The organism is Candidatus Pantoea symbiotica (assembly GCF_056491525.1).
On the sequence record NZ_JBSZHR010000003.1, the window covers coordinates 49149 to 75303 of the forward strand.

The 26155-nt window shown below is 50.0% G+C and carries 33 protein-coding genes; 24 read left to right on the forward strand and 9 right to left on the reverse strand.

From position 1 onward, the window contains the following. Positions 1 to 35: 35 nt before the first annotated feature. On the reverse strand, positions 36 to 1394 hold the full coding sequence (locus tag ACXIZX_RS20905) for an MFS transporter (protein WP_154183776.1): 1359 nt from the start codon (positions 1392 to 1394) through the stop codon (positions 36 to 38). 986 nt (positions 1395 to 2380) lie between these two features. Continuing rightward, entirely contained in the window at positions 2381 to 2659 is a 279-nt protein-coding gene (locus tag ACXIZX_RS20910; RefSeq protein ID WP_479404910.1) for a hypothetical protein, read from the reverse strand. Positions 2660 to 2977: 318 nt separating this feature from the next. Here ACXIZX_RS20910 and ACXIZX_RS20915 point away from each other — a divergent pair, with 318 nt between their 5' ends. The 6 genes from ACXIZX_RS20915 (at position 2978) to ACXIZX_RS20940 (ending at position 6228) form a co-directional block, all read left to right on the forward strand. Further along, on the forward strand, positions 2978 to 3574 hold the full coding sequence (locus ACXIZX_RS20915) for a hypothetical protein (RefSeq protein ID WP_091003880.1): 597 nt from the start codon (positions 2978 to 2980) through the stop codon (positions 3572 to 3574). A gap of 74 nt (positions 3575 to 3648) precedes the next feature. Further along, positions 3649 to 3933, forward strand: coding sequence for a hypothetical protein (locus ACXIZX_RS20920; RefSeq protein WP_091003879.1), 285 nt, complete (start codon positions 3649 to 3651; stop codon positions 3931 to 3933). Between the two features lie 66 nt (positions 3934 to 3999). Further along, positions 4000 to 4701, forward strand: coding sequence for an antitermination protein Q (locus ACXIZX_RS20925; protein ID WP_091003878.1), 702 nt, complete (start codon positions 4000 to 4002; stop codon positions 4699 to 4701). A gap of 260 nt (positions 4702 to 4961) precedes the next feature. Further along, a complete protein-coding gene (locus tag ACXIZX_RS20930) occupies positions 4962 to 5267 on the forward strand; it encodes a class II holin family protein (RefSeq protein ID WP_479404911.1) in 306 nt (101 codons plus the stop codon). A gap of 63 nt (positions 5268 to 5330) precedes the next feature. Further along, positions 5331 to 5774, forward strand: a complete 444-nt coding sequence (locus tag ACXIZX_RS20935; protein ID WP_479404912.1) for a lysozyme — start codon at positions 5331 to 5333, stop codon at positions 5772 to 5774. Further along, positions 5764 to 6228, forward strand: a complete 465-nt coding sequence (locus tag ACXIZX_RS20940; protein WP_479404913.1) for a lysis protein — start codon at positions 5764 to 5766, stop codon at positions 6226 to 6228. The genes ACXIZX_RS20935 and ACXIZX_RS20940 overlap by 11 nt, the downstream gene beginning before the upstream one ends. A 35-nt stretch (positions 6229 to 6263) precedes the next feature. Here ACXIZX_RS20940 and ACXIZX_RS20945 read toward each other — a convergent pair whose 3' ends face one another. The 3 genes from ACXIZX_RS20945 to ACXIZX_RS20955 form a co-directional block, all read right to left on the reverse strand. Further along, the gene (locus tag ACXIZX_RS20945) at positions 6264 to 6434 is read right to left on the reverse strand and encodes a hypothetical protein (protein ID WP_154183786.1); all 171 of its coding nucleotides are present in this window, start codon (positions 6432 to 6434) and stop codon (positions 6264 to 6266) included. Between the two features lie 44 nt (positions 6435 to 6478). After that, on the reverse strand, positions 6479 to 6739 hold the full coding sequence (locus ACXIZX_RS20950) for a hypothetical protein (RefSeq protein ID WP_154183788.1): 261 nt from the start codon (positions 6737 to 6739) through the stop codon (positions 6479 to 6481). Between the two features lie 97 nt (positions 6740 to 6836). Beyond that, a complete protein-coding gene (locus ACXIZX_RS20955) occupies positions 6837 to 7736 on the reverse strand; it encodes an EcsC family protein (RefSeq protein WP_154183790.1) in 900 nt (299 codons plus the stop codon). A gap of 168 nt (positions 7737 to 7904) precedes the next feature. Here ACXIZX_RS20955 and ACXIZX_RS20960 point away from each other — a divergent pair, with 168 nt between their 5' ends. From ACXIZX_RS20960 to ACXIZX_RS21025, 14 genes are all read left to right on the forward strand, one after another. Then, positions 7905 to 8477 (forward strand): terminase small subunit, encoded by a 573-nt coding sequence (locus ACXIZX_RS20960; RefSeq protein WP_479404914.1) that lies wholly within the window; start codon positions 7905 to 7907, stop codon positions 8475 to 8477. Beyond that, positions 8464 to 9936 carry a phage terminase large subunit family protein gene (locus ACXIZX_RS20965; protein WP_154183794.1) on the forward strand — a complete coding sequence of 491 codons (1473 nt, stop codon included), beginning with the start codon at positions 8464 to 8466 and terminating at the stop codon, positions 9934 to 9936. Before ACXIZX_RS20960 ends, ACXIZX_RS20965 begins: the two co-directional genes overlap by 14 nt. 12 nt (positions 9937 to 9948) lie before the next feature. Continuing rightward, positions 9949 to 11349 carry a DUF4055 domain-containing protein gene (locus ACXIZX_RS20970; RefSeq protein ID WP_479404915.1) on the forward strand — a complete coding sequence of 467 codons (1401 nt, stop codon included), beginning with the start codon at positions 9949 to 9951 and terminating at the stop codon, positions 11347 to 11349. A 105-nt stretch (positions 11350 to 11454) separates the two neighbouring features. Further along, a complete protein-coding gene (locus ACXIZX_RS20975; RefSeq protein ID WP_154183796.1) occupies positions 11455 to 12207 on the forward strand; it encodes a DUF6651 domain-containing protein in 753 nt (250 codons plus the stop codon). 14 nt (positions 12208 to 12221) lie between these two features. Next, positions 12222 to 13352, forward strand: a complete 1131-nt coding sequence (locus tag ACXIZX_RS20980; protein WP_154183798.1) for a P22 phage major capsid protein family protein — start codon at positions 12222 to 12224, stop codon at positions 13350 to 13352. A 46-nt stretch (positions 13353 to 13398) separates the two neighbouring features. Then, on the forward strand, positions 13399 to 13791 hold the full coding sequence (locus tag ACXIZX_RS20985) for a hypothetical protein (RefSeq protein ID WP_154183800.1): 393 nt from the start codon (positions 13399 to 13401) through the stop codon (positions 13789 to 13791). A gap of 1 nt (position 13792) precedes the next feature. After that, positions 13793 to 14434 carry a hypothetical protein gene (locus ACXIZX_RS20990; RefSeq protein ID WP_154183802.1) on the forward strand — a complete coding sequence of 214 codons (642 nt, stop codon included), beginning with the start codon at positions 13793 to 13795 and terminating at the stop codon, positions 14432 to 14434. A 1-nt stretch (position 14435) separates the two neighbouring features. Next, entirely contained in the window at positions 14436 to 15239 is an 804-nt protein-coding gene (locus tag ACXIZX_RS20995) for a hypothetical protein (protein ID WP_154183804.1), read from the forward strand. A 67-nt stretch (positions 15240 to 15306) separates the two neighbouring features. Next, positions 15307 to 16860 carry a phage tail protein gene (locus ACXIZX_RS21000; RefSeq protein ID WP_479404916.1) on the forward strand — a complete coding sequence of 518 codons (1554 nt, stop codon included), beginning with the start codon at positions 15307 to 15309 and terminating at the stop codon, positions 16858 to 16860. 49 nt (positions 16861 to 16909) lie between these two features. Continuing rightward, positions 16910 to 17341, forward strand: a complete 432-nt coding sequence (locus tag ACXIZX_RS21005) for a hypothetical protein (protein ID WP_154183808.1) — start codon at positions 16910 to 16912, stop codon at positions 17339 to 17341. Positions 17342 to 17350: 9 nt separating this feature from the next. Further along, positions 17351 to 17728 carry a hypothetical protein gene (locus ACXIZX_RS21010; RefSeq protein WP_101761613.1) on the forward strand — a complete coding sequence of 126 codons (378 nt, stop codon included), beginning with the start codon at positions 17351 to 17353 and terminating at the stop codon, positions 17726 to 17728. Between the two features lie 169 nt (positions 17729 to 17897). Beyond that, positions 17898 to 18386 carry a phage virion morphogenesis protein gene (locus ACXIZX_RS21015; RefSeq protein ID WP_479404917.1) on the forward strand — a complete coding sequence of 163 codons (489 nt, stop codon included), beginning with the start codon at positions 17898 to 17900 and terminating at the stop codon, positions 18384 to 18386. A 114-nt stretch (positions 18387 to 18500) separates the two neighbouring features. Then, complete coding sequence (locus ACXIZX_RS21020) at positions 18501 to 19160, forward strand: thioredoxin domain-containing protein (protein ID WP_154183810.1); 660 nt, start codon at positions 18501 to 18503, stop codon at positions 19158 to 19160. A gap of 90 nt (positions 19161 to 19250) precedes the next feature. Further along, complete coding sequence (locus ACXIZX_RS21025; RefSeq protein WP_154183812.1) at positions 19251 to 19622, forward strand: hypothetical protein; 372 nt, start codon at positions 19251 to 19253, stop codon at positions 19620 to 19622. Between the two features lie 330 nt (positions 19623 to 19952). On the opposite strand, the gene ACXIZX_RS21030 is transcribed toward ACXIZX_RS21025, so the two are convergent. The 3 genes from ACXIZX_RS21030 to ACXIZX_RS21040 form a co-directional block, all read right to left on the reverse strand. Further along, on the reverse strand, positions 19953 to 20825 hold the full coding sequence (locus ACXIZX_RS21030) for a hypothetical protein (RefSeq protein ID WP_154183814.1): 873 nt from the start codon (positions 20823 to 20825) through the stop codon (positions 19953 to 19955). Further along, positions 20815 to 21582, reverse strand: a complete 768-nt coding sequence (locus tag ACXIZX_RS21035) for a HipA family kinase (RefSeq protein WP_154183816.1) — start codon at positions 21580 to 21582, stop codon at positions 20815 to 20817. The genes ACXIZX_RS21030 and ACXIZX_RS21035 overlap by 11 nt, the downstream gene beginning before the upstream one ends. Positions 21583 to 21658: 76 nt before the next feature. After that, positions 21659 to 21850 carry a hypothetical protein gene (locus tag ACXIZX_RS21040; RefSeq protein WP_154183818.1) on the reverse strand — a complete coding sequence of 64 codons (192 nt, stop codon included), beginning with the start codon at positions 21848 to 21850 and terminating at the stop codon, positions 21659 to 21661. A 129-nt stretch (positions 21851 to 21979) separates the two neighbouring features. Between ACXIZX_RS21040 and ACXIZX_RS21045 the strand changes: the two genes are divergently transcribed. The 3 genes from ACXIZX_RS21045 to ACXIZX_RS21055 all read left to right on the forward strand — a co-directional run bounded on the left by ACXIZX_RS21045 (position 21980) and on the right by ACXIZX_RS21055 (position 24767). Further along, entirely contained in the window at positions 21980 to 22267 is a 288-nt protein-coding gene (locus tag ACXIZX_RS21045; RefSeq protein WP_154183820.1) for a hypothetical protein, read from the forward strand. A 142-nt stretch (positions 22268 to 22409) separates the two neighbouring features. After that, complete coding sequence (locus tag ACXIZX_RS21050; protein WP_154183822.1) at positions 22410 to 22565, forward strand: hypothetical protein; 156 nt, start codon at positions 22410 to 22412, stop codon at positions 22563 to 22565. A gap of 51 nt (positions 22566 to 22616) precedes the next feature. Further along, positions 22617 to 24767, forward strand: a complete 2151-nt coding sequence (locus ACXIZX_RS21055; protein ID WP_154183824.1) for a hypothetical protein — start codon at positions 22617 to 22619, stop codon at positions 24765 to 24767. A gap of 252 nt (positions 24768 to 25019) precedes the next feature. Here the strand turns inward: ACXIZX_RS21055 and ACXIZX_RS21060 are convergent, their stop codons facing one another. Further along, positions 25020 to 25205, reverse strand: coding sequence for a con-10 family general stress protein (locus ACXIZX_RS21060; RefSeq protein ID WP_154183826.1), 186 nt, complete (start codon positions 25203 to 25205; stop codon positions 25020 to 25022). Positions 25206 to 25926: 721 nt separating this feature from the next. Here ACXIZX_RS21060 and ACXIZX_RS21065 point away from each other — a divergent pair. Further along, entirely contained in the window at positions 25927 to 26145 is a 219-nt protein-coding gene (locus ACXIZX_RS21065; RefSeq protein ID WP_154183828.1) for a DUF2767 family protein, read from the forward strand. The last annotated feature ends 10 nt before the right edge of the window (positions 26146 to 26155 follow it).

Below are 26155 nucleotides of genomic sequence, written 5' to 3' on the forward strand. Positions count from 1 at the left end.
CGGCGACAAATCTCATCTTCCCGGGTTTTATGGCTTTAATGGGGCTTTGCCGATATGTATCGCCAGTAGCTGACTGCAAGAGAAAAGAAGGAAAAGCACGCTCCTGTTATGAGGCTGCAGTTGATTGGATCATTCACATTGATGTTAAAAAACAGTGCAACCAGTGCCGAACCCACAATCTGACCCAGCAGCCTCGAGCTTCCTAACAGACCACTTGCGACGCTGGTATTTTCATCGTTTACTGATGTCATGATGAGATAGTTATTCGGTGACTGAAAAAGTCCGAAGCCCGCACCACATAGCGCGACTCGCCAGATAATATCAATATTTCCGGGTACCACCGGCAGGGCAGCGGTCAGCAGCATGCCGGCAAACAACAATCCAAGACCTGCGGCTCCAATGATATTACAGTCATATTTTTTCAGCAGATTGCCTGCCAGAACCGAAGTAAACATTGTTGCCAGTGGCCAGGCAGTCAGAAGTAACCCTGTTGACACAATATCGCGGTGGAGCACATTGTGAAGGTAGAAGGGCAGAGATACATAGGCCAGCAGTTGTGTTGCATAGGAGAGCGCTGACATCAGAAGTGAGAGGCTTAATGTTTTACTGTGGAAGACGGCTACAGGTATAAGCGCCTTTTCGACCTTGTGCTTCTGGTTCAGGTAAAACGTTTCCAGCAACAATACAAAAACAATCAGGCTCCCCATCGCAAAAAACATTTTTTGCCGCGTCAGACCGAAAACAGTGCATGAGAAAAGGAGACCAAGCATAAATACGATGATGGCTCCTGTGCGATCAAACGATCCCTTTTCAGCCGGGCTCTTATTCAGAAAGACTACGCTAATCAGTAACGATAACGCCGCAACAGGTACATTGATGGTGAAAAGCCAGTTCCAGCTCGCCACAGCAAGGATGGCAGAGGCAATAGATGGCCCGGCAGCTGCGGCAACGGAGACCAGCATAACGTTCACGCCCAAACCTCTACCCAGCAGGCTTGCGGGATAGATAGCTTTGATCAGGGCAGCATTCACGCTCAAAATCGCCGCTGCACTGAAACCCTGTACCACGCGAAATACCGTCAGCATTTCCAGACTTTCAGATAACGCGCAGCCCAGTGATGACAGCGCGAATAAGAGTACGCCTGTATTAAATACGCGCGTGATACCCACGGATTTTCCCAGTGCCGCCAGTGGAAGCAGTGATGCGACCACGGCGAACTGATAAGCATTGACGATCAGAATGGAGTTGGACTCACTGATTGAAAACTCTCGCGCAATCACAGGGAGCGCGACATTAGCGATTGTACTGTCGAGCATCGCAATGACCGTGCTTAACGATACTGCAATGATGGCCATCAGGTTCAGTGTGTTACCCGTGCTAACATCCTTATTCATGGTTTTCCTTGGTCGTATCGGGTTAGTGAGAGAAATATTTAAACCTGAATATTTCCCTCACGGACACGGGTGAACGGTTCTGGAACTGGCAAATGATGTCGGGACAATGCACATATTTGCGCACACGAGATGCGTAATCCTGAATTTATCAGGTTCAGCATGAAGGATTAGGCAACTCGTAGAGCAGCAGGTTAATCTCGCCCGCGATTAGGATATGAGAAAAGCATGACGTTGATGGCGACATTGAGGCATGTGCAAATAATGCAAATCGTAAGTTGTTCATCAGGAAATAACTGGCACAGCTTTTCACATACATTCAGGCAGGTATAGATTGTCGCTGCGATCGTCCAGCCTTTGATTAGGTAATCCATGTGTGATTCTCCTGCGGAGTGCCAGAAGTTCTGCTTTCTGATATTGAAAACCTCTACCTGTTAAGCAAAGGCAATGAAAATGATCAGGATTGTGTTAATTAACGCTGCTATGAGTTACCTCCCTTTTTGATGCTAAATTTCGGATTTTATTGTTTATGTCTGAAAAGGCTAGTGTGAATTATCTCTGGTTAAGTTACCTGAATTTTTTTTGAGAGTAAATGTTGAGTGCTCGTGACAGTGTTGATGTTTTGTTGTTGATTCTTGTTTGTGCGGAATTAAATAACCTGAGTGTGTTACTGTTGTATGGGGGGTATTATGACAGACCTGTAAAGCCTCATGATCTGAAGTCTTTAAGATAAACTTAAACGCATTTATTAGTGTGCCCGACTTGATGCCAGGAGGATTGCACAGCGGACTATGACTGCACAGGCCAGATGATGTCTGTTATCTGGCTGCAGAGGTTTCTGTGGGGTCATACAGGGCATAACGGCATCAGGGCTCTTGCCGGGCAAGATAAATTGTTCATCCTCGGCAGCGCTACATGCATAATTAAAAAAATATTCCCCGAATGCACTTTCTTCACGCCCGCGCTTTGTCATGAAGCGAAAAGCGCAGTTATCCTCTGTAACTACTGCTGTTTTGATTTTGTCCCTTTTTTAAATCTTTAAGTTTTTGGTGCTTTCGGTTGGGATCCAGTCGATGGGATTTAGCCTCATCACCAGAGATATTTTTATCAGGCACTGGAAAGATAAAATTTTCATACCCTTCTATGTAACCGGAATGGATCGAATGAACAGCGTGAGGGTTTAGCCATAAATTATTATCAGGCTCGGCAGTGCATTTAGTCAGTGAATATAATGAGAGAACGAGCGTGTAGACCATTTTTTTAAACATGATGATTCATCTGGTTACTATTAATGGGCGAAGGGATTTTATGTCAGAGTTATGCTGCTGGTCAATTCATCCGTTATGAATTATCTAAGAGTTACACCTGTATGTTTCTCTTAAAAAACTCATAGATAAAGTTTGATGTTTTCTGCAATAGCATGAATTCAATATCCTTAATTTGTTTTATAGAGGGTGCGTCAGGATGTAACAATTGGTCAGGCAACCTCATGATGTATTGATTGAGTGGAATTATCATGTTCTCATCATTATTCCGGGGCAGTATAAATAAGCTCTTCAACTCGACAGGTTAGGGAAGATATTATAGTGCTCAGCAAAAATGGTTACCTTCTTGTGCTCGGTGAGCGAAATATTGAAACATTGGGTTTTTTCAGTCTTATTGATGACCTGAGTTATCTGCATTCAACGCATGCCGTTTATGTCCGGGATGAGCGTGATTTTTTCAGAAGGCAGCCCTGTTTTCGCGAAGATGTTAGCTTCAGCGCGATCGTGTGCATTTCAGCGAACATATTCTTTCCAGAATGGTTTAATACTTTCCTCTTTCTGCAAAGAAAAACGCTTGGGCGGATTTTGATTTATATCAATGATGAGAGTTATGTGTGTGACGGAAAAAAACGGCTTATCAGCAGGGTAGCTCACGCTGATTGCATCCTGTATTCAACTATGCCGGTTAACAGCCTCAGATTTGCACTCGTGGATGCATTGAATGGCCGAATAAGAAACGATCACGCATGCCACCTGTCGTTGCGCGAACTTTCAATTATCGATGGTTACATCAAGGGTGTTAAAGCTCCTGCCCAGTCCGTCCTGTTAAACGTAAATGTCAAAACCATTTACCAGCATAGAAAAAACTGCGCTAACAAACTCGGCCTGAAAAGCCTTAAAGACCTGACCAGAATGTAAGACAATGCAACCCATACATCCACGATTTCCGGTTAATGTTTTCATCAGAAGTTATGCATGTTCAGGAGAGCATCGTGCCTTTAGTCAACATTTATAAGACAGACTGGTTCAAAGTGCTTTGCGACATCAGCAGGGCCGGGTTCTCGCTTCAGACCATTGCTTACGAACTGGATGTCGCTACCTCAACACTCATCGGCTGGAAGCAGGGCGCAAGCCCTCGCCATCATACGGGTGAAGCTCTGATAGATATCTGGATGAACGTGACTGGCAGGGACCGAAAGGAGTTACCCAGGGTTGTCTGCAAGCGGGCGTTTATCCACAAACCGCTTTGCATCGTTTCACCTCATTCAGAAAAGTGAACGTCTTCATCGCTACAGTCCGTTGCCTGTATCACTTCATTCCTGATGCAGTGCAACGGAGTCAACATGAATCTCGAACACCTGATCAAGTTTCACAACCCCAAATCTGTATCGCGTGGAGATGTGCCGTCGAAAGGCTCATGTTCATCGCTTGCCACCAGTGATGTGATGGCTGCAGCAGGCATGCTGCAGCACCGTGCGGCGCTGGGCTATGCAGCCTTTGCAGGAAAAATGAATCTGAGCAAAACTGAATCGCAGCGTGCGGTGAGCCTTCTGAGTATTTATGCGCGGGAGCAGGCGCAACATATTCCTGCGCTCAATAAGTTGACGCCGGCAGTCAGAATATCAGTCATTAACCACATGTCGGTGTGTGCTTTTATGGAGTTTGCACGCAGTGCTGCCACTGAGAATCAATGTCCTGTCTGTCGTGGAAAAGGCATTCTTGATAATGGCCTGTGCCCGTGCTGCAAAGGTAAACGGAAAGTTCGCGCTGCCTGTCCATCCTGTAAGGGCCGTGGCGAAGCCGTCAATCGCCGCGAGTCAAAGCTGCGGGGTGTACCCGTTTACCAGCCCTGCAAGCGTTGTAGTGGGCGAGGGTTTAGCCGGATCCCTTCAACCCATATTTTTGGCATTATTAGTCACATCACTACCGAAATATCGCTGGATACATGGCACAAAAGCGTCAAATCATTCTATGAAAGTCTCGTAACCAAACTACTGACGGAAGAATCATGGGCGGAGAAGCAACTAAAACAAATCACTAAGTAGTAAGCGATATGTTTTCTGGCGATTATATAGCTCACTATTTACATTTCCATTTTTTGTGGTATCTTGCCCCCAACCGTGGGGTGTTGCCCTTCAGAAAACTACGCGGGATCGGTAGTGTGCCTGATAATCTTTTTCATCACGCCTTCGTTTTCACCATAATATTCTGCACAACTTCTCTCGATGCCAATTTCCTCATGGCATTCACGATCTGAGCCTCGCTTGAAAGCGGGGCTTTTTGCTTTCTGCATCCAGCAAATGATATGGCCTTAGGCGATATTCATTTTCCTGGTGTATCTGCGCCTCACCTTAACGAGTTTGGGCTCATGACTTTCACAATGGACAGGCTTACCTCTGGCGCTGCTTACAGTACTTCGGCAGGGCTGGTATCCAATGGCATTCTGAGCTGGCTCAGCCCGGATGAATGGAGTGCCTTTGGCGTGCTGACCGGTATCGCACTTGCACTCCTAACACTGATGATTAACTGGTTTTATAAGCGAAAAGTGGCACTAGCCCAGATTGAGGCCCTACACTACAAATCTTGCGATAAAGATCCGCGCGAGGAATAAACCCTGGCCATACCACAAGCACTGCGCCGAAAACTGATTGCTGCTGCTGGCGGCGGGGCGCTGATGATTGCCACCGTATTGCTCAGTGGCAGAACCGGTATTGAAGGGCGGGTTTATGAGCCTTATCTTGATGTGACTGGTGTCCTGACGGTTTGCGACGGTCATACGGGGGACGATATTGTCAGAGGTAAAAGGTACACCGATCGCGAATGCGATCGCCTGATGTGGACTGACCTGCAGCCAGTCAGGCGAACGGTTGATGGCCTGGTGAGCGTACCGCTAAACGAGTACCAACGGGCAGCACTGTACAGTTTTACTTATAACGTCGGTAATGAAGCCTTCTCAAAATCCACCCTTCTGAAAAAGCTCAATGCAGGCGACCAAAGCGGAGCGTGCGATGAATTACGCCGCTGGGTATACGCCGGAGGCATGAAGTGGAAAGGCCTGATGAACCGCCGCGATATGGAGCGTTCTCTCTGCCTGGCGGGGGGTGCAGATGACTTTTAATTCCGGTGTGTTTATCACATCGATTGCCTTAAGCAGCGTACTGGCGGCAGGCTCAATAGCCATTTATTACCGCAGCAATGCCATAACCTGTCAGGCCCAGCGCGATAAATTAAAAGGGCAGTTAACCTCAGCTAATGAAACCATTAACGATATTCAGAGACGGCAGCGCGATGTTGCTGAGATTGATGCGAAATACACTAGGGAGTTGGCCAGTGCTCAGGCGACTATTGATAATCTCCAGCATGATGTTGCCACTGGCAGGCGTAGGTTGCAGTTCTACACATCGGGTATGCCGAAGCGAAGCACCTCCCCCGCCAGCATGGATGATGCAACCAGCCCCAGACTTACTAACTCCGCTGAACGGGATTATTTCACCCTTAGAGAGCGAATCGAAAAAATCACCAAACAACTGACGGGCCTGCAGGCGTATGTGCATGATCAGTGTCTGAAATAATCTGTGAAAACCGCATATTTCTATGCGGCAACATTTCACTGATCTTTTTTGGCTTTGAGGTTCGCCTCTCTGATTAATTGCTCTGCTTCATCCATTGATGAAGCTTCGAAATCAAATCCGCCAATTCGAATCCCTTCTTCATCATAGTAAATGACTTCGTAACGGGCATTTTTCATCAGTTCAATTACTTCAACGAGCCATTTCATTACTATTTCCTTTTTTAGATAAAGGGTAGTGATACATGTCAACTCTAGAGGCTTGCACTTTTCTCTGCTATCAGCGTCCTAAGCGTGTCAATTGCTGAATTACCAGCAGCCTGAACATTTTTGGCTCCCTCTTGGTCTTTGTGATTATTGACGGCGTGATTGGTTCTTAACTCGGCTTGCAGGATGTAGCCATTTAGCTCATCAACAGACTTGTCACGCAAAACAGCCAATAGCAAAAGCTTAAGAGATAGATTGTCAGTTAAAAGTTGATTCAGAATTGCGTTTAGATCACCAGATGTACTCATTAATTCCTCTCCTTAGTTATAAATACGGCACTCACCGACAAACAAGAGATGTTTTGTCGAGAGTACCTGATCGATTTGAGGATTACCTAAGCTCCTTTCACATTAACTCGCCTTCCATTGCATCTGGTAGGTCTGGTTCGAAGGTGGTGGCAGGTTTGACACTTTGGTCAATGACTGAAGGGCCATATTGTTCAGCTAAGAAACGCTCTCTATAGAGATAATATGCAGCTTCGCAGACATTTGAGGTGAAGTAGGCATTAAATCCGCCGCCAACAACGGCACCGGCTACAGGTATAATTTGCGCCAGTTTTGCTTTTGTGATCTTGACTCCCAGACTGCTGGCAATTTGCTGGATTATTTTTACGAATGCATGTTGCTCAAGCTGCTTCCAGGTTTGTTTTTTGGCGACTTGCTGTGAGATTTTTACAAGTTGAGCCATCGCCACATTTTTGGATGCATCTGCAGGCGATGAAGAAAGCGCAAGAATGTTAAAAGCAAAAAGTCTTTCCTCTTGCCTTTCAATATCAAATCCATAATAGGTTGCATATTCACCAATGGCTCGAAGGTTTAGAGCAATTAGCGTTGGGATATCAATTGCAATTCCAGCTATACCTGCAGCACCGGCGCCAGCACCTTCAGCAAGAGCTAAGCTTTTATACTTCGCAGCAAGCCAGCCGACAGTCTTGTCAGCATCTTCCAGCGATAATCCGGAGACGTCTTTTAGAGATTTGACGTGGACGTGTCCATCTGAGCGATATTCCTCAAGGATAGCTTCTGGCCTGACAGACCATTGTGCCGCCTCATTGCAGACACTAATAAGCCCTTTAACCGCTTTCTGGATTGCTTCACCCACTAGAGGCGTTGAAAGAACTGAATTGCCGGCGGCATTCAAAGGTTCATTAATTACCTTCAGAGCCTTATCAAACCATCCTATCTGAGGGTTTTTCCATTGATGAATCTCTTTAAGTGCCTTCTGATCATACGCCGTAATTTTCATAGCAATCCCTGAGTTGTCCGCATGTTTGTAAAGCAGAATGAATTAACGCCTTTAATGAATATTTATCGGAAGAGATTGCAGTTTATTTACTACTAAATTTAGTGGTAGCCCCCTCGTTCGATTCGAGTCAGTTTCTGCAAAGAGCGAGGCGATTATCTGAGGTTTGAATTGAAGACCTTAACTCCTAAACAAGAAATGTTTTGTCGTGAGTACCTAGTTGATCTAAACGCTTCACAGGCCGCCATTCGGGCAGGATACAGCCAGAAAACAGCAAGCCGCATGGGTTCTGAAAACCTCTCTAAACCTGATATTGCGAAGCGCATCATTGAACTTAAATCAGCGCGAAATGAAAGGGTAGAGATTAATGCAGATTACGTTCTGCAGCGGTTGGTTCAGATCGATGAAATGGACGTACTCGACATTCTGAAAGACGACGGTAGCCTTAAACTTGTTCATGAGTGGCCAAAAGTCTGGCGCACGACACTGAGTGGCCTGGATGTGCTGACGACCGTCACAAACTTCGACGAAACCACCACTGAAAACATACTCAAAAAAATTAAGTGGCCGGATAAAGTGAAGAACCTTGAACTGCTGGGTAAGCACATCTCAGTGCAGGCCTTCAGAGAGCAGGCCACGCATGCGCTAACGGGCAAGGATGGTGGTCCGGTTGATGTTAAGCTGCTCTCCCGCGAGGAATACCGGCAGGCACGCCGGGAAATGTTAGAGGATGACGACTGCTGACTTTAAGACCGCTGCACGCCGTATAGAGTGTGAAGAGGACGGGATGTACTTCGCCCGCTACTTCTTCAGGCAGCGCACCGGCAGCAGAATGATTGTGGCGCCACATCATCAGGTCATACAGCAGACGCTGGACCGCGTGATTGATGGTGACATCCAGCGACTAATCATCAACGTTCCACCGGGCTACACCAAGACCGAACTGGCCACCATCAACATGATGGGCCGGGGGCTGGCGCTGAACCGACGTGCCCGCTTTATGCACCTATCGTATTCCCACAATCTGGCGTTACTGAACTCTTCGACCACGCGCAGCATTGTTAAATCGTCTGCCTATCAGGCCATGTGGCCTATGGCACTTCGCGATGATGCGGACAGTAAAGCCATGTGGTGGACCGAATATGGCGGCGGGGTGTATGCCTCGTCGGCTGCGGGACAGGTGACCGGCTTTCGTGCCGGGCACATGGAGCCAGGCTGGCAGGGCGCGCTCATTATTGATGACGCAGTAAAGCCTGACGATGCCTACAGCGAAATCATCCGCGACGGGGTGAATACCCGCTTCAACGAAACCATCCGCTCCCGTTTGGCCATTGAGACCACGCCTATCGTGGTCATCATGCAGCGCATTCACTATCACGACCTGAGCGGTTATCTGCTGCGGGGTGGCAGCGGTGAAGAGTGGCATCACCTGAATCTGCCGGTGATTATCGATAACAGTCAGTCTTACAGCGCGCTTTACCCTGAGAACACCCACGCGATACCGATTGACCACGGGCTCCCTGACGGATGGCTATGGCCGTATAAGCATAACGAGTCGCACCGGGTTTCCCTGTTTTCACACCGCCGCACTGCCGAAGCGCAGTACATGCAGCGTCCGCGCCGGTTTAATGCAGAAGGCGCACTGTGGACAGAAACCATGGTGTCGGGTGCCCGAGCGCTGGAGATTGCGCTTCAGCCGTCCCGTACCGTTGTGGCTATCGACCCACAGGCCACCAACAGCGAAGAGAGTGACGAAACGGGCATTGTCGTGGCGAGCAGTTACGGGCGCGGTAATGACCGGCTGTTCTCCGCTGATGCTGATTATTCGGGCAAATACTCACCTAACGGCTGGGCGAAGCGTGCCATCCGGGCTTATGAGGAGCACCGGGCTGAAGCCATCGTTATCGAAACCAATCAGGGCGGTGACATGGCGGAATATACGCTGCGTAATGCGGGCTATCGCTGGCGCATCATTCGCGTCCATGCCAGCAAAGGCAAATTTGCCCGCGCTGAACCTATCTCGGCGCTATATGAACAGGGGCGGGTGGCGCACCGTGGCAATCTCTATCAACTGGAGAATCAGCTGCTGGAGTACGTACCTGCCACCGCTAAAAAATCACCAGATCGCCTCGATGCGCTGGTCTGGGCCATTACTGAGCTGTTCCAGCCAAAAGGCACAACAGTCCGTCCATTCACTGCATAACTGAATATCATCATGAACAACGACGTCCGGAAGCGATCGCCCAGAATTGAGTCGATGGCCGGATGCTGGCCGATGATCAGCGCACTGCTGGGTGGCACGGCGGCAATGCGTAAGGCAGGAAAAACGTATCTGCCACGGTGGCCCAACGAAGAAGATGCGTTCTATCAGAACCGCCTGAGTACGGCCACGCTGTTTCCGGCGTTCAGCCGAACCGTTGAAGTGCTCAGCGGCAAACCCTTCTCCCGCCCGGTGACCTGGGATGAGAAGGTTGTGCCTGCCCGCATCCGAGAAATGTTCGCCGATATCGACCTGCAGGGTACAAATCTGCACTCGTTTCTGGCTGACATCTGTGAAGAGGCGATGGCGTATGGCCTGTGTGGCATTCTGGTTGAGCACCCGCCCTCGGATAAACGCATTTCTCTGGCTGAGGAGCGTTACCGGGGGCTGCGTCCTTACTTCGTGAAGGTGACCGCCAACAGCCTGCTGGACTTCGACTCCGAACGAGTCAATGGTCAGGAGACGTTCACCATGCTGCGCTTTATCGAGACGGTGAGCGAGCGCGATCCGGACAATGAATTTGTTGTTAAAAGCATTGAACAGGTCAGGGTGCTGAACCCCGGCCGCTGGCGTGTTTACCGTGAAAAACCCAATACCACAACCGGTACTCTGGAGTGGCAGCTGCACGATGAGGGTAAAACCAGCCTGCAAAAAATCACCTTTGTCCCGGTTTATGGCGATAAGCGTGGTTTCATGCACGGCAGGCCGCCGCTGACTGAGCTTGCATGGCTCAATGTCGAGCACTGGCAGTCCCGCAGTGACCAGCAGACCATTTTGCACGTGGCGCGGGTGCCGGTCCTGTTTGGTAAAAAACTCGGCGATGGGCCGATATCTGTTGGGGCTGCGTCTGCCATCATGGCTGAAGAAGACGATGCAGACCTGCGCTATGTCGAGCACAGCGGTAAAGCCATCGAAGCCGGGCGCACTGACATTCTCGACCTTGAGGAGAAGATGCGTCAGATAGGGGCGGAATTGCTGGTGATTAAACCCGGCCACCGAACCGTGGTGCAGACGCTGGCAGATAACGAGGCGGGTACCAGTGCTTTGCAGCGTATGGTCTGTGACCTGACCGATGCCGCTCGTCTGGCGCTGCAGTACCTGGCGGAGTGGATGGGTGAGAAAGACGGTGGTCACGTCACGATATTCAGCGACTTTGGAGCCACCACTCTCGCTGAAGCTTCCGCAGACTTCCTGGTGGGCATGCATAAATCCCGGGCTTTGTCAGATGAAACGCTGTTCAACGAAATTCAGCGCCGTGGCCTCATCAACAGCGAACTCCGCTGGACTGAAGAACAGGTGCGTATCCGATCAATGCCACCTCCCATTAATGACAAGCCGGTACCAGACCCGGTTTAAACCTCTCAGGCCTGTGCAAACGCATGGGCCTTTTTTATTGCCGACCGCTGCGGATGCAGCTCGGCGCCACGAGCCGGATGGCTCTTACCCGGTTGGATGACCTGTATGAAACTTAAACTCGATGAGAACGGCAATGTTGTCGTGAACGATGGTAAACCTGTGTACATGCAGGATGACGGCAAAGAAATCGTATTCGATGCGCCGGGAACTCTGCAGACCATCTCGCGCCTGAATGGTGAGGCTAAGTCGCACCGCGAACGTGCGGAGACGGCGGAGACCGCGCTTAAGACGTTCGAAGGCATCACTGATCCGGCCGCTGCTCTGGCGGCGCTGGAGACCGTTAAAAACCTGGATGACAAAACGCTGGTTGATGCCGGTGAAGTCGAAAAGGTCCGCACTGAAGCCGTACGTGCGCTGGAAGAGAAGTATGCCCCCATCGTGAAAGAACGCGACGACCTGAGCCAGAAGCTCACGGCGGAGAAAATTGGCGGCAGTTTTGCCCGTTCAAAATTCATCGCTGAGAAGATGAGTATTCCGGCTGACCTGGTGGAAGCCCGTTTCGGCAGTAACTTCCAGGTGGTCGGTGACGCCGTCACGGCATTCGACCGTGAAGGCAACAAAATCTTCAGTGCGGTGAAACCCGGAGAAGCGGCGGGGTTTGATGAAGCGCTGAGCATTCTCGTTGAGCACTACCCGTATAAAGACCAGATCCTCAAGGGCACCGGCGCATCAGGCGGCGGCTCCTCCGGCGGAAATGGCAACAGCAGCTCAAACACACTTACCCGTGCACAGTTCGAATCACTCAGCCCTCACGAGCAAAGCGAACGCGCCTGTGCGGGTGTACAGATTACCGATTAACTGGATAACCCTGCATGTCTAATACCCTGACTCAACTCATTCCCGACCTGTACCAGTCGCTGGATATCGTCTCGCGCGAACTCTGCGGTTTCATTCCCTCTGTTACACTGGACGCCACGGCAGAGCGTGCAGCGCTGAATCAGCCGATTCGTATCCCTGTGACGCCGGCTTCAGACGCTGAAGATGTTAAGCCCGGTCAGCTGCCGCCGGATGACGGTGACCAGGATATCGGTAATGTGCCGCTGGCCATAACGAAATCGCGCATGGTGCCGTTCCGCTGGGAAGGCGAACAGCAGAAGGGCATTAAATCCGGCCCGGGTTATCACGGTATCCGCCGTGACCAGGTCACTCAGGCGATGCGCACACTGGTTAATGAAATCGAAGTCGACCTGGGACAGCTCTTTCGTCGCGCCTCACGTGCGGCGGGTGAGGCGGGTAAAACGCCTTTCAAAGACACGCTTACCGATACGGCACAGGTGCGTAAAATTCTCACCGATAACGGTGCACCGCTCAGTGACCTGCAATGTGTTATCGACACGACTGCAGGTGCAGCACTGCGCACCATGGCGCAGCTGACCAGAGCCAACGAAGCGGGCACCACATCGCTGCGTGCGCAGGGCACACTGCTCGAATTGCATGGCTTTACGTTGCGCGAGTCGGCGGGGGTGGCTTCACTGAATGGCCAGGCAGGTGCAGCCTCTAAACTGGCCGGAGATGAAAAAATTGCTGTCGGTTCCACATTTATCCCCTTAGCGATCACATCCCAGCAGGCTTCCCTGGGTGATGTTCTTGTTGCCGGCAATCATAAATATGTCATTGCTAAGGTGGACTCTGAAAAAGGGGTGCATATTTTTGCGCCTGGCGTACGTGAAGAGATACTGAAAGGAACCGAGCTTAAAGTCGTCGGTAAGTTCACGGCCAACTTTGCTTTCAGCCGTTCTGCGATCATCCTCGCTACACGTGCGCCCGCGCTGCCTGAAGAGGGGGATATGGCAGACGACCGTATCATGATCACCGACCCACGCACCAACATGTCATTCGAAGTCTCGATGTATAAGCAATACCGCCGTGTTCGTTATGAAATCGCTGCTGCGTGGGGATGTCAGAACATCAAACCAGAACACACCGCCGTTTTGCTGGGCTAGCCTTTAGCTGCCATTTCCGGTGACATCTCACTGAATGAGGTATCTCATGCTGACTCCCCAACAGCAGGCGGACGCACGCCGTTATATGGGCTATCCGATGCTGGGTGATACCACTCCCGACGATCGCTCAGATGTGGCGTACGCGCAGGTCACCTCCGGACGCTATCAGACGCTGGCGCATCGACTGAACACGCTGCGGGATGAGGAGGAACAGATAGTGGCAAGTTTCCTCATTACGCTGGCGGGGCTGGAGAGTGGCATTGCCCGCGCTGCGGAAAATCTCGATACGGACAAAGCAGCAGTATGGCAGCGCAACCGATCTGAAGTGGCCGATCGCACACGCCTCTACAACCAGTGGCGACGTCAGTTGTGCGGCTTGCTGGCCATCACTCCCGGTCCGTCGCTGGGCGATGGCTCAGCACGACTGGTCAGGAGCTGATATGGATGCGTTACAGCTTTCAGCAAGGGTAAGCATGGGTAATCGCAAGGCAGCAAAACGTCTTGGCAGTATCGCCCGGCATTACCGGGCAGTGAACCCGTTCAGCCCGCTCAAAACGGAACCATTGCAGGTGCTTGCAGCGTCCTTCACGACTGATTACGGCTACATGCGTGCTGCGCGTTTTGGTCAGGCCGCCCGCATTGGTATCTTTGACGCGGCGGGGTTCGAGGCAGGCGATATCCTGGTGTCCACAGAGGGGACCTTTTACGTGGCAGCCATGCCGCTGTTACAACCCATCCTGTGTGTCAAAGCCGAGCGGCTTGTCAGCATCAGGCGAACTATTCAGTCAGGTTCCGATACCGGGCTGCAGGATTACGGTGGCACGACTGCAGCAAATGAAGCGCTCATCATGTCCGGCTGGCCCGCCAGTATTCTGCTGAGCCGGGGCGGTGAGCACAGCCCGCTGAAGCTGCCGGGTGAAACGCGCAGCGCGTGGCATAACATTATGATGCCCGCGTTCAGAGGCGTCTTTGTTCATGCCGGGGATTTTATAACGGATGACGCCGGGCATCGTTTTGTCATCAGCGGCTCGGAGCTTACCGACATGGGCTGGCGTCTGACAGCGCTTCAGGTGACGGTGTAGCATGGCCAGTACCGATGATGTTGCCCGTTACCTGGCCCGTCGGGTAGCCGAGGTGGTGTATCCGGGTGGCAGCCGGTTACCCGGTATTGTTAACCCCTCAGTGAAAATCTATCCGGGCTGGCCGGTGCCGGGAACACTGCAGCAGGATATTGATAACGGTGGTGTGCACATCTCCGTCTGGCCGCTGCCGACAGAGCGTAAAATTAGCACGGCGCTTGGCAGGCCGTTCCGTTTGATGGCTAAGGGCAAACCGACACTGCAGTTCACAGTGAACGGCACCGCGATAAGTGTTACAGGTGTGGCGTCGGCACTTACAAACGTGCTGATAACCCTAAACAGGAAAACGTTCAGTTTCCATTTCCGGGCGGGAACCACGGCTGGACGGGCAATTCACGCGCTGTCTGTAGCACTGCCGAAGTCATTCACTGTGCTCAGCAGTGTATGTATCCCGCTGGCAGAGCATCTCAGTATTTCCGTTACCACCTCGGGCACGGCTGTAAAAGAGCTGCGCAGGCAGATAAAGGATTTTCATATTACTGTCTGGGCACCTGCGCCCGACCTCCGGGACCGCATCGGCAGTGCCATTGATACGGCGCTCTCTGAACAGTGTCACATTGACCTCAACGACGGCGCGCCCGCGCAGCTCCTTTATGCCCGGCAGTTTGATTCGGATGCTGCTGAAAACTGGCACGTGTACCGCCGTGACCTGATTTTCAGTGTTAATTACGCCACGACTCAGACCATCAGTGCGCCTGAGGTGACGGAGATCGCTGTCACCTTAAATAGCCACAACCTCAGGCATTGATGACTGCCTTTCACGCATCAGCTTCAACCCGCTACCCGCATTACTGATTTATTACGGAGTAATTCTCATGCCGATTTATCCTTCGGGCAGCCTTAACACGTCTGCACTGACGGCACCCGATTTGTACGTGCAGGTCGTGCCGCCCCGCACACAGTATATAAATGGCGTACCCACAGATGGACTGGGACTGGTGGGCGTGGCCAGCTGGGGACCGGTAAACAGCGCATTCCGCATCAGTTCCGATACTGACATGGCTTTCTTTCTGGGATCACCCAGGAATCGCCAGTACGATTTATCCACCGCTGCGGCGATCTCACTGCAGCTCGGCGCCTCGAATCTGAACTGTGTCCGCGTTACCAACGGACGGGATACGTCTGCCAGCGCCATGCTCTTTGATAACGGGAGCAAGGCTTCACTGCTGCTTACGGCACTGTACAGCGGCACGCGCGGTAATCAGATCAGCGCAGGCATCAGTAACGGTACCGCCGTCGGTTCACGAAAGCTCACCATCAGCCTGCCGGGTGTCAGTGCTGAGGTCTTCGATAACCTGAAAGGTGAAGGGGATGCGATGTGGAAAGCCATGGCAGAGGCGGTGAACCACGGGCAGATGAATATTCGCGGTCCCAGCCAGCTAGTCAGGGCAAAAGTCACCGAGTCAGAGGCGACGACGCCGTCACCGGCTACTGAGGTCACCCTGAGTGGCGGTACCGATGGCGTAACAGGAATTAATGACACAATTCTCCTTGGTCAGGACGGTATTGATACCCCTCGTAAAGGCATGTTTGCCTTGCGAGGTACGAACTCGCAGGTCATCAACCTGATTGATGTGACGGATAAAAATTGCTGGCCTACGATGGCTGCGTTTGCGGAGTCAGAAGGGGCATATATCATCACCCAGGGCGGTGTTTCCACCGACTACAAAACCCTGTCTGAAGCGCTTAACGGTTCTGGTGTGGATGACTGGCACCTGAAACTGATTGTTGGTGACTGGCCGTTCTGGAAGGATTGCGCCAACGGTATAAACCGCATGATTGCGCCAGCCACCTTCGAAGCGGCGAATATTGCATCCCGATCACCGCATATCTCTACCCTGAACAAGCGTATCCCTGGCATCATTGCCACGGATCGCCAACAGGCGGGGCGTCCCTATTCTGTACCGGAAATCGGCGCGATTAACTCAGCGCGTCTTGATGTCATCACCAATCCCTGTCCGGGCGGCCATTATTTTGGCATGCGCTCGGGGCGGAATACCTCATCCAACCCGAACCAGAATGATGACACTTACACCCGCATGACCAACTTCCTGTCGCTGACGATTGCGGCAAGCTTTGGGGGCGTGGTGGGTGACAACCAGACGGTGGATTTGCGCCGGGAAACGAAAAGCACGCTGGAGTCATTCCTGTCAAACCTGGAAGGGGTGAAGATGATCGGCGATCCGAACGGCGGGCCGGCTTTCTCAGTGCGCCTCGATGCGACCAACAACCCGGATTCCCGCGTTGCGCTGGGCTATATGACGGCCGATGTGCAGGTCAAATATCTGAATGTGGTGCGCTATTTCCTGGTGAATATGGAAGGGGGCGGCAGCGTGGCCATCTCCGTCTCAAACGACTCACACCGCTAATGCTGCTAATGCTGCTAATGCTGCTGCACTATTAATCCGGAGATAAACCATGCCAACCCTTGGCTATACCGTGGGCCGCGATATCGCTGTTGATATCAATACGCACACGGGCAAGCTGCGCATTCCCAAAATAATGAGCTTTGACTCCAAGCCGCAGGTTTCGACACAGAAGATTACCCCGCTAAACGGCATTACTGATGAATTACAAATCCCTGTTGGCTGGCATGGGACCATTACGGCTGAACGTATGGATGCCACGCTGGATGACTTCTGGGCGAAGTGGGAAGACAACTACTACAACGGTATTGATCAGCCGCGCGGCACCATTACCGAAACCATTACTGAAGCGAATGGCTCAGTGAGCGTGTATCGCTATGAAGGGGTGTCATTTCACCTCACCGATGCCGGCAACAAGCAGGGTGAGAAAACCGTCAACCAGACGCTGACGTTCACTGCCAGCCGTCGTAAAAAAGTTAACTGAGGTTACTGAGTGAAAGTCACAGTCCATGAAAAACCGAGATCTGATGAACCCTCGGTTGCTGTATCAAATCAGGTAACTGACACTCGCGGTCGCGTTATCCGCTATCGCGAGCTTGACCCGTTACAGGAATCACGTCTGATTCTGGCAATTGGCGCGCAGGCCGCAATGAACCCGGTTTATGTGAATGTGTATGCCATTCCTGCAGCGCGGGTCTCAGATATTGATGGGGATGAGTACGCCATTCCTCAGACGCAGGCTCAGGTAGATGCCATGATCAGCATTCTGGGGCGCGAGGGCATGGACGCGCTGGCCACCCAATTTTTCCCGACCGGAGACTGCAATCAAGGTGATGACATTCCCAGGGCAGCCACAAAAAACTCGCCCTGAACCCTGATTTTCGCAGTCGTTGCTGGCTGCTGAAGAACGGGGTTCCATTCTCAATGGTATTTGATGTGACAGAGATGGTGATGCACGAACGGCACGCGATGGCGATCGTCTTTTCGGAGCTGGAAGGGGCACAGTTCAACTGGCAGACATGGGCCTGGGAGAAACAGACGTGAAAGAGTTAGAAGGATTCCTCGGTGCGGCACTGCAATTTGCGGCGCTGGAAGTCGCGCTGCACAAGCGACTGGCTGACGGACTCGAAGACGTCGCAGAATCTATCGCACAGACCGCGAAAGATGAAATCGGTTTTTATCAGCCGGCGGTGGGTCCTTTTCAGGAATGGGCTCCGCTGGCTGAGAGTACCGAAGCGGACAAGGCGAGAAAAGGCTTTCCACTGGAAGCCCCGCTTCTGCGTACCGGTGAGTTCCGCGATACGTGGGAGCATGAGATCAGTGGTTTCGAGGCGGTGGTGGGTTCAAAAGATAAAAGAGCTCTCTGGTTTGAATTCGGTACCGTCAATATGCCTCCTCGTCCGGTGCTTGGCCCGGCAGTCATCCACAATGAGCGCACTATCCGCCGGATACTGGGGCGTGCTGCAGTTACGGGTATCACTGAAGGCACAGCCATCCACAGTGTTCTGGGATATGACCGCCAGATATAAATCCCGCAACGAAACTTCATCGCCAAACTTAAGTCAAATTAGCGGCCCAATCTCATTACGGCCAATAGTTGACCTTCTCACGGGGCCGGCCGATGAACTGTTTCGGGAGTAATTATGCTGAAAGCCCTGATTGTCCCAATGATGTTACTGCCTGTTTTACCTGCACCTGCGCAGATTGTTTCCATCGCATCAGGTCACACCCATCGCGTGCCTGCTCCGGAGCTGGTGGCATATACGCCCGAAAGGATTCCGGAGACGGAGGCATTAATTCGCAGCAACCTGCTTGATGATCCTCATTCACCGCGAGTCGGGGCGCTGCAACCGGCGCTGACGCTGGTATGTTTTACCGATTACAGTTGCAAAGCCTGTAAATTCCTGGATGAAAAACTGCATCGGCTGCTGGCGCTGCATCCTCAGCTGGCTGTGACTTACAAATTCAGTCCATCCATGTTTCAGCCACTTAACCCTTCGCGTATGGCTCTGACCTTATGGGAACAACAGCCCTCAAAATTTGAGGCCTTTCATCGCTATCTGATGCGTTATCAGGGCTTACTGGATGATTACAGTATCCGGAATGCAGTCCGCTCTGCAGGCTCAACCATTTATCAACTCAGCCCGGATGTCACGCATACCCTGGCGCTGAACAAAGCATTGATGAAAAAACTCAATATCACTCATACGCCCGCGACCCTTATCGGCGACACCGTTTTGACGGGTGATGTGCCTTTCAGTGAACTTGAAGAGGCGGTGAAGCGCGCACAGACGGAAACATGATGAGTGAATACGAACGAAAAGCATTTTTGCGGAAAACTTAATGCTGTCAGTGTCAGCTTATAGTCTCGGCATTTTTCGGGGCGAAAGAGTATGAACTCATTATCAGTATTATCTTTACTGGCGCTGACGATGGTTGGCGCTGGCATGGATGCGAATGACAGTGAAACCTACTACGGAGACAGCTGGGACAACACCATGGCTAAAATTCATGGAACATGCACACGTGTAACATGCCCGCCAGGTACACGCGTCGAAGTGGATGTGGTGCCAGGCGATACCGGTATCGCAGAAACCTGGGACAGAAAGGTCGTCGAACTGCTTAACCTGGTCGGAGTGACGTTCGTGGTGATGGGCACAGATGGACACTCTTCGTCTTCGTGGGTTCTGGCTCCCGGCGGTGTGGCCTACAGCATTCAGTGGATGTTCCTGAAAAAAGTGGACGATAAGAAAACCAAAGGCTAAAAATTAATACCTAGCACTGGTGGGTGGACGGGCTGGGCATAATACTGCGTCAAACATATTCAATAAGAGCATTGCCGCATTACAGGGATGTAAGAGCCGAAGTTAATTTAGCCGGTACACTGGATATGGCACGCTAAGCGGCAAGATAATATATTACGGTAAGGCTGTGCCAGACAGTATGCTAAACTGTTGACAATGATCTGTAGGGTTAAATATCAGCGAAGAGTTTTTGGTGTACAGTAAATTTTATTATCAGACACTTTATGAATTCGGTCTAATCGAAATAAATAGGCACTCCTTAAATATGGTTCCAAAGATTTCATTTTATTGTCAAGCCGCGATTTCAACAATCCTTTGGGCTGCTTGAGAAGCAGTATGAACTGTGATGAAATTGATATTCTCTCTAAACGCTAATTCAGTCATTTCATCTACATGCCCACGCATGCTTTCTACAGTCTTAGGTGGAATAGTAGGATCATCAAAAGAAGGTATGCCAACAATTACATCAAGAACTTGTGGCTTTAATACCATTTCAGAACGGATTAATGATTCCAAATCATACACTTTCGCCTTAATAGAACTTATTGACGCCGACAATCTACTTGGTACTAACAACCCAAAGTTTGAAGCGTACTTATCATTATAAAACCCAAACTTTGTATGTAGCTTAGTGCTTGAAAGTTGAATGCGGCTACCAAACGAGTCTGCTAATCTTGGGTTAAGGATTAGTGCTTCGTCATAAATTTTTCTTGCCCATTGTTCAGCTTGTTTCTGGTTTGGGCGATCATCTTCCTCTTCCCGTTCTGCTTCGAGAGTTAGTGTCCCTAGACTGGCGGTAAATCTCATCGCTTGTTTAGCGATTCCTAATAATGTGTCATCTAAGGCATCGGAAGTTCTTGTGACTAAAAATCCGGAAACTGGAGATGACCATTCTGATAGGTGAGTACGGATTTCAAGGTGAGATTGCAGAGATTTTTTGACCCATAAAATCATATCTCTTATAGCGTAAGATTTGGTGCCATAAATGGCCTCAAGAACCTCATCTCTAATAGATTGAATTATAGATATTTTTCCATCATCGCCCCTGACTACAATGATGACATTGATTTTTTCTCCAGACCCAATAATTGGTTCAAAAGAAATCGCCCACCATTTCCCTGAATAGGTGGGTTTGGCTGGGAAAATTGATAGGTCAATTGACATCGAACATGTCCACTTGTGAGATGCATAATCTTGATCTTACCAGAGTTTCAATGGCTGACAATCTATCAGTAAGAAAGGCCAAGATATCAGTCATAACTTCGTTAGGAACGTATCTTGATGACTGAGTACACTCCATTACTTGCTGAAGGTCCAAACTGCGATACACAGGTGTAATGGATTGGGTGGTGGTTCTAAAGTCTCGAAATTTATCCAACTCCGACTTTATTGCAAACAATACCCTCAGGATATTATTATCTTTTGCAGGACTACCAGACAGCAAACCTTGAGGTAAGGCTAGACCATGGTCAATGAATAAGAAATCATCGCCTCCATCATATAGGATATTCCCGACATTTCGGTCATGATTAGCTATCCACTCATCAAAGACTCCAACGTCTAAAGAGGCCTTGAATTTTTGTAATTTTTCATAAGATTCTTGGCAATCAGCATATCTTCTGAAACTGGGATAAGCCGCATCTTCAGAGCCAAACATTAATGCATGCTTTCCTCTTGGGATTATATCTAGGGTTTCACTGTCAGCAAGTATCAAGAATGGTTTTGGGATCGGTAAACCAATTTCTCTGCCAAGAATTGCACAAAACGCCTCGACGCAAATCTCACGGGGCTCAATTATTTTTGCAAACACGACTACAGTATCGTTGGCAGTTCTTACATGACCTTTCCAAGTCTGATTTACGTTTTTGTCACTGAAACGATTTGCTCCAGGTAAAAGCGTGGCAATCTCGATTTTTTCCATAATCGATCCGTTTATAAATTTTTCCATTAGATTACACGGATTAATCTCATTGCATATCCTGATGAATGATCAGTGCTTAACGATATGGTGCTGTTGGCCACTTTTTGTATGCAAAGACGTAAAGCATGAAGAAATGAATGCCCGGGCATGACAGCAGCAGCGCCATTTTCCACCCGAAGCCAGCCTTTTGAGCCATGCGAAAGCAGGGGATGAACATCAGAAACCAGATGATTAGTGACAGGGCTGCGAGAGGGTTAGGCTGTTCCATTGAAAGTTCTCCATGAGTTATTTGCCAATAGGTATCGGCAGACCGTTGTGATCATTTAGCAAAAGTGGTTGGTGTTTATGATTTCGTAGTAAAATCAACCCGCTGAAATCATTTGGTAGTTGGATGTCTATGGGTGTGAACTATTGGTTCATCGTGGTTGTTTCGTTTGTCATTGGTTCTTTAATGCTTGGTGAAGCCATTGTGTATATAAGGCGAGGAATTTACACAAAGACATTTAAAGGCGTCAGTCGTCGTGAATATATTCCTAGAGCTGACAGACCCTATGCGTTCTGGTTTAACTTGATTGCCCATATGATCGCCGGAACTGCAATGATTTATGCTGGATTCTGGTTTCTGAGCTTTAACCCTGAAGTAAGCCGTTGGTACGCAGAATTTCGTGCGCTCATTAATATTTGACCTTTATCCTTATCCAGCACTGAGCTTGGGTTTTCCGCAACACGATTGAAGGTGAGAAGTTTTACGCTTTATGGGGCAAAACGTAGCGTAAAAGTCTTAATATTCCTTATTTATGCTGATACACCATCCCATGGACATTTACATGGGAGAAGTAAAAATGACTAAACAGTTCTCCAATAAGCAATACATAGCCTGCTTTATTGCTGTGGGAGTATTCGTAGTAACAGCCGATGCACAGCATCTACCTGCAGCGATAGATTACGGACTTAATGCGGTACTGCTGGCAAAGGCAACCTAACTTATCCAACCCGCAAAGGCGGGTTTTTTATTGCCTGAAGACGGAGTGGAGATGGATTTAGAGGCCTATAAGGTTGCCGTCAGGCTCAGTCTGACTGAAAACATCTCCGCTGGTTTACTGGCTGTCTCCCGCAGGTTTGCAGACACCCACCAGCAGGCTGCATTGTTTCAGGTGCAGATGAAACAGATCGGGAGAATGACGATTGGTGGTGGAGGTCTGACAGCTGTTGGCCTGGGTATTACAAAAGGACTGGACGCAACCCTTAAGGCTGCACGAGACCTGGTGCGTGCTCAGACTGATTTCCGCACGCTTAATCTTTCCGCTCAGGATAATGCCGCTGTAACGGGGCAGGCGCAGTTGCTGGCACACCAGACGCTGGGTACCACGATTGCAGGTAATATTCGCCTGATTCAGGACCTGCATACAGCCTTTGGTGACCTGCACCATGCCGTTGAGACCGCGCCAGAATTTGCCCGCTATGAAGCGACAGTACGTATGGCGCTTGGTAAAGGCGCAACTGACGGACTGGTCAATGCCGCAGCGAAGGCTTTAGAGCACCGTGGCGGTGCGGTGATTAATGATCCCGCCCGATTCCTGAATGAGCTGTCAATGATGTCTCAGGTACAGCTAGCATCACGCGGACGTGTCAGCCCGAAAGACTTTCTTGCCGCCTCGCAGACGGGCAAAGCCGCTTATATGATGCTCGATCCGCAATATCTGTATGGTCAGTTTGCTGGCCTGATGAGCATGGACAAAGGGGGTAACAAATCCGGTACTGCGCTTATGACAGCATTCAGTTCGCTGATTGGTGGGCACATGGACCGGAAGGCAAAGGGTTTGCTCGCTGAAATAGGCATGCTGGAAGAGGGTGTCAGTCCTGTACGACTGAAGATGATGCGCGAAGCTATGCGCAACATGTCGGCTGAAGAGAGGGATTTATACCGGCAGAGTCTTGGCAGTGAGTCCGTTACCAGTAGCGGTCTGAAGCCGGAGTATGCGAGGTTGTTTTCCCGCCCCGATAAACTTGCTGCCGTGATGGCGGATAAAATCCGACAGCGTTACGGCAGCGGGCTTACCGATGATGAAGTCGGAAACATGCTCGGTGAATACCTGAACCGTAACGCCGGACAGTTTTATGGCCAGCACATTAAGAATGCCGCTAAGCTGAGAAAAGACGCTACGGTATTCCACCGTGCGCAGAGTTACAGTGCGGCTTACGGCACTTATCTGAATTCACCTGACGGGGCCGCTGTTGGGCTCACGGCAGCCTGGACCAACCTGAAAGCCATCCTGGGCATCCAGCTGCTGCCCACGGTAACCAGCCTGACGTTGGGACTTACACGATTTATCGACAAGCTCAGCCAGTTCGCCGAAGACAATCCATGGGCCACCCGGATTGCGGCTTACTCTGCGACTGCGCTCGCGGGTCTGACACTGCTGTCCGGTGGCATTCTGTTGTTAAGTGCCACCATTGCCGGAGCAAGGCTGGTGGGCAGTCTCGGCGTTGTAACTTCTGTTGCCGCCATGCTGGGTGGTCCGGTGACGCTGGCCATCGCAGCAGTTGCAGGTGCCAGCGTACTGATTTACAGCAACTGGGCACGCGTCCGTCCCGCTCTGACGGGAATGTGGAGAGAGTTCAGCGAAGTGGGCAGTACCACCTGGTCCGCAATAAAGGGAATGGGGCAGCATTTCATTGGCTGGTGGGAAGGCATTGAGAGCAGGGCGGATAAGTTCGGAGAAAGTATGCAGTCAGGCTTTAACCGGTTGTTTGACTACATCATCGGCCTGCTCAACAACCTGCCAGGCGTCAACATTCCGACAACGGCTCAACGCCAGCTGAAGAAGAGCGCGTACACGCTGTACGATGATATTGAGGCCATAACCCGTGGTACACGCGTTTCCGGAACTCATTCAGCATTAGCGATCGCCATGGCAACGCAGGGAAGAAATAAGGGTGGGACAGATTATGCTAAAGGTATGCAAAGCTTACATCGCGGTAATGACGTCCCGCCACTGCCAGACAGAATTCAGCAGATGATACAGGTTCACAGCAAGGTCTATCTGGATAAAAAATCAGTGGGCGAGGCCGTAACGCAACATCAGGTACGTGAGGCGACTCGTGCAACAGAAGGGAGCAGTAGATTCGATCCATCTATGCTAATGACTCATCCGGGCCAGGTCAGTAATGTATTTATGCCTTAACTGTAATTAAATTATCCTGGCACCGTACGAAACATAAGGAGAAAGGCCTTATGATACTTATTTAATGCCGAATCGTATTCAACATTAAAAGGTAATAAAAGAAGTTCATTGCCAAAATTGGTGGTGAAATTATCAACAATAAAGAAGCTCTCTAATTCCTTAATTGTATATGACTGTAGAATTAAAAGGCCCTAATAATAGGGAGTAGGACAGGTATTTATGCCAATCCATGGCACATATCTTATTAATGCGTCATGTAGATGCGTTTGGAGGGCGACGGCTTATACGTCCTCCTTTACGTCCAGCTTCGATTGCTCGTTCCGGGTTGTTTCTAAAGTTACCACCGCTGACACGTCCTCCTCGCTTACCGGCCTCACTCGCTCTATTAGGATCGTTAGCAAAATTACCTGCACCGCCTCTGAGTTTTACTTCTGCCATAGTCAGTCCTCAATTAATCTTGGATAAAGGTTAGTGTTAGGCCACTCACAAAAAAATATTAGGCAGCTTGTGTGTTTTTTCCACCCTCATGCAAGGGAATAGAATGATGCAGATCAAATAAGCAACCAAAATTTGACTTAAGGGGCGGGGTCAGGCTGAGTTTCGTATGCATCTTAAAATTCATCGTCATCATTATGCCCGCCATACTGTTCCTAATCATTTTTTATGCATCAATTGTAGCGATCGACGATTCATGCGGGCGACAAGCTAAAGCGGCAGTAACGTGAAACAAAACTTCAGTTATCTGATAGCCGTCAATTGCTAATAATCTTGTGAGAAGTAAAGCATCTGATTAAAGACAATGAGGGATGAGAAGGGCTGATAAAAATAAAAGCCCGGTAGTGGTGGCAACCGGGCTGGGCACAATCCTGTGCCAAATTTCCAACAAGAGCGGGTCTCATCACAGGGGGTGATAAAGACAATTATGATTGTAGATTATGTTGAGAGAAGTACATGTAAAGCGGAAAAGTTTCATCTTTTATCGGACAGGGGCCGTGATCATCTCAGTGTGGATGAACCATGAAACGAGGTGTGAATCCCTCTACATGGGATTCGAAAGGGCAGCGCATTGATACTCCTCAATATTTCCTTTTTTCTTATTGGAATTTATCTTATATTCATCCACTCTTAGTTAAGACTAACAACCAGAAATTAAGAGCCAATGGTGTCTAAATTAAGTAAACAACTCGAACAGAATTTTGATGATGCGTGTCAGATTATAGGGCAGGTAGCTATACAAAAAGCTGCCAGGGGAGAAGAGACCACCCGTCTATTGTTAGTTGAAGAGATTGAAAAGCTTGCAGCACGATACAAAATTCTTACCGGAGAGGAACATCAGGCTATGCGGATGGCAATTGAATCTCTGGAGAACAACTTATGATCACAAACTT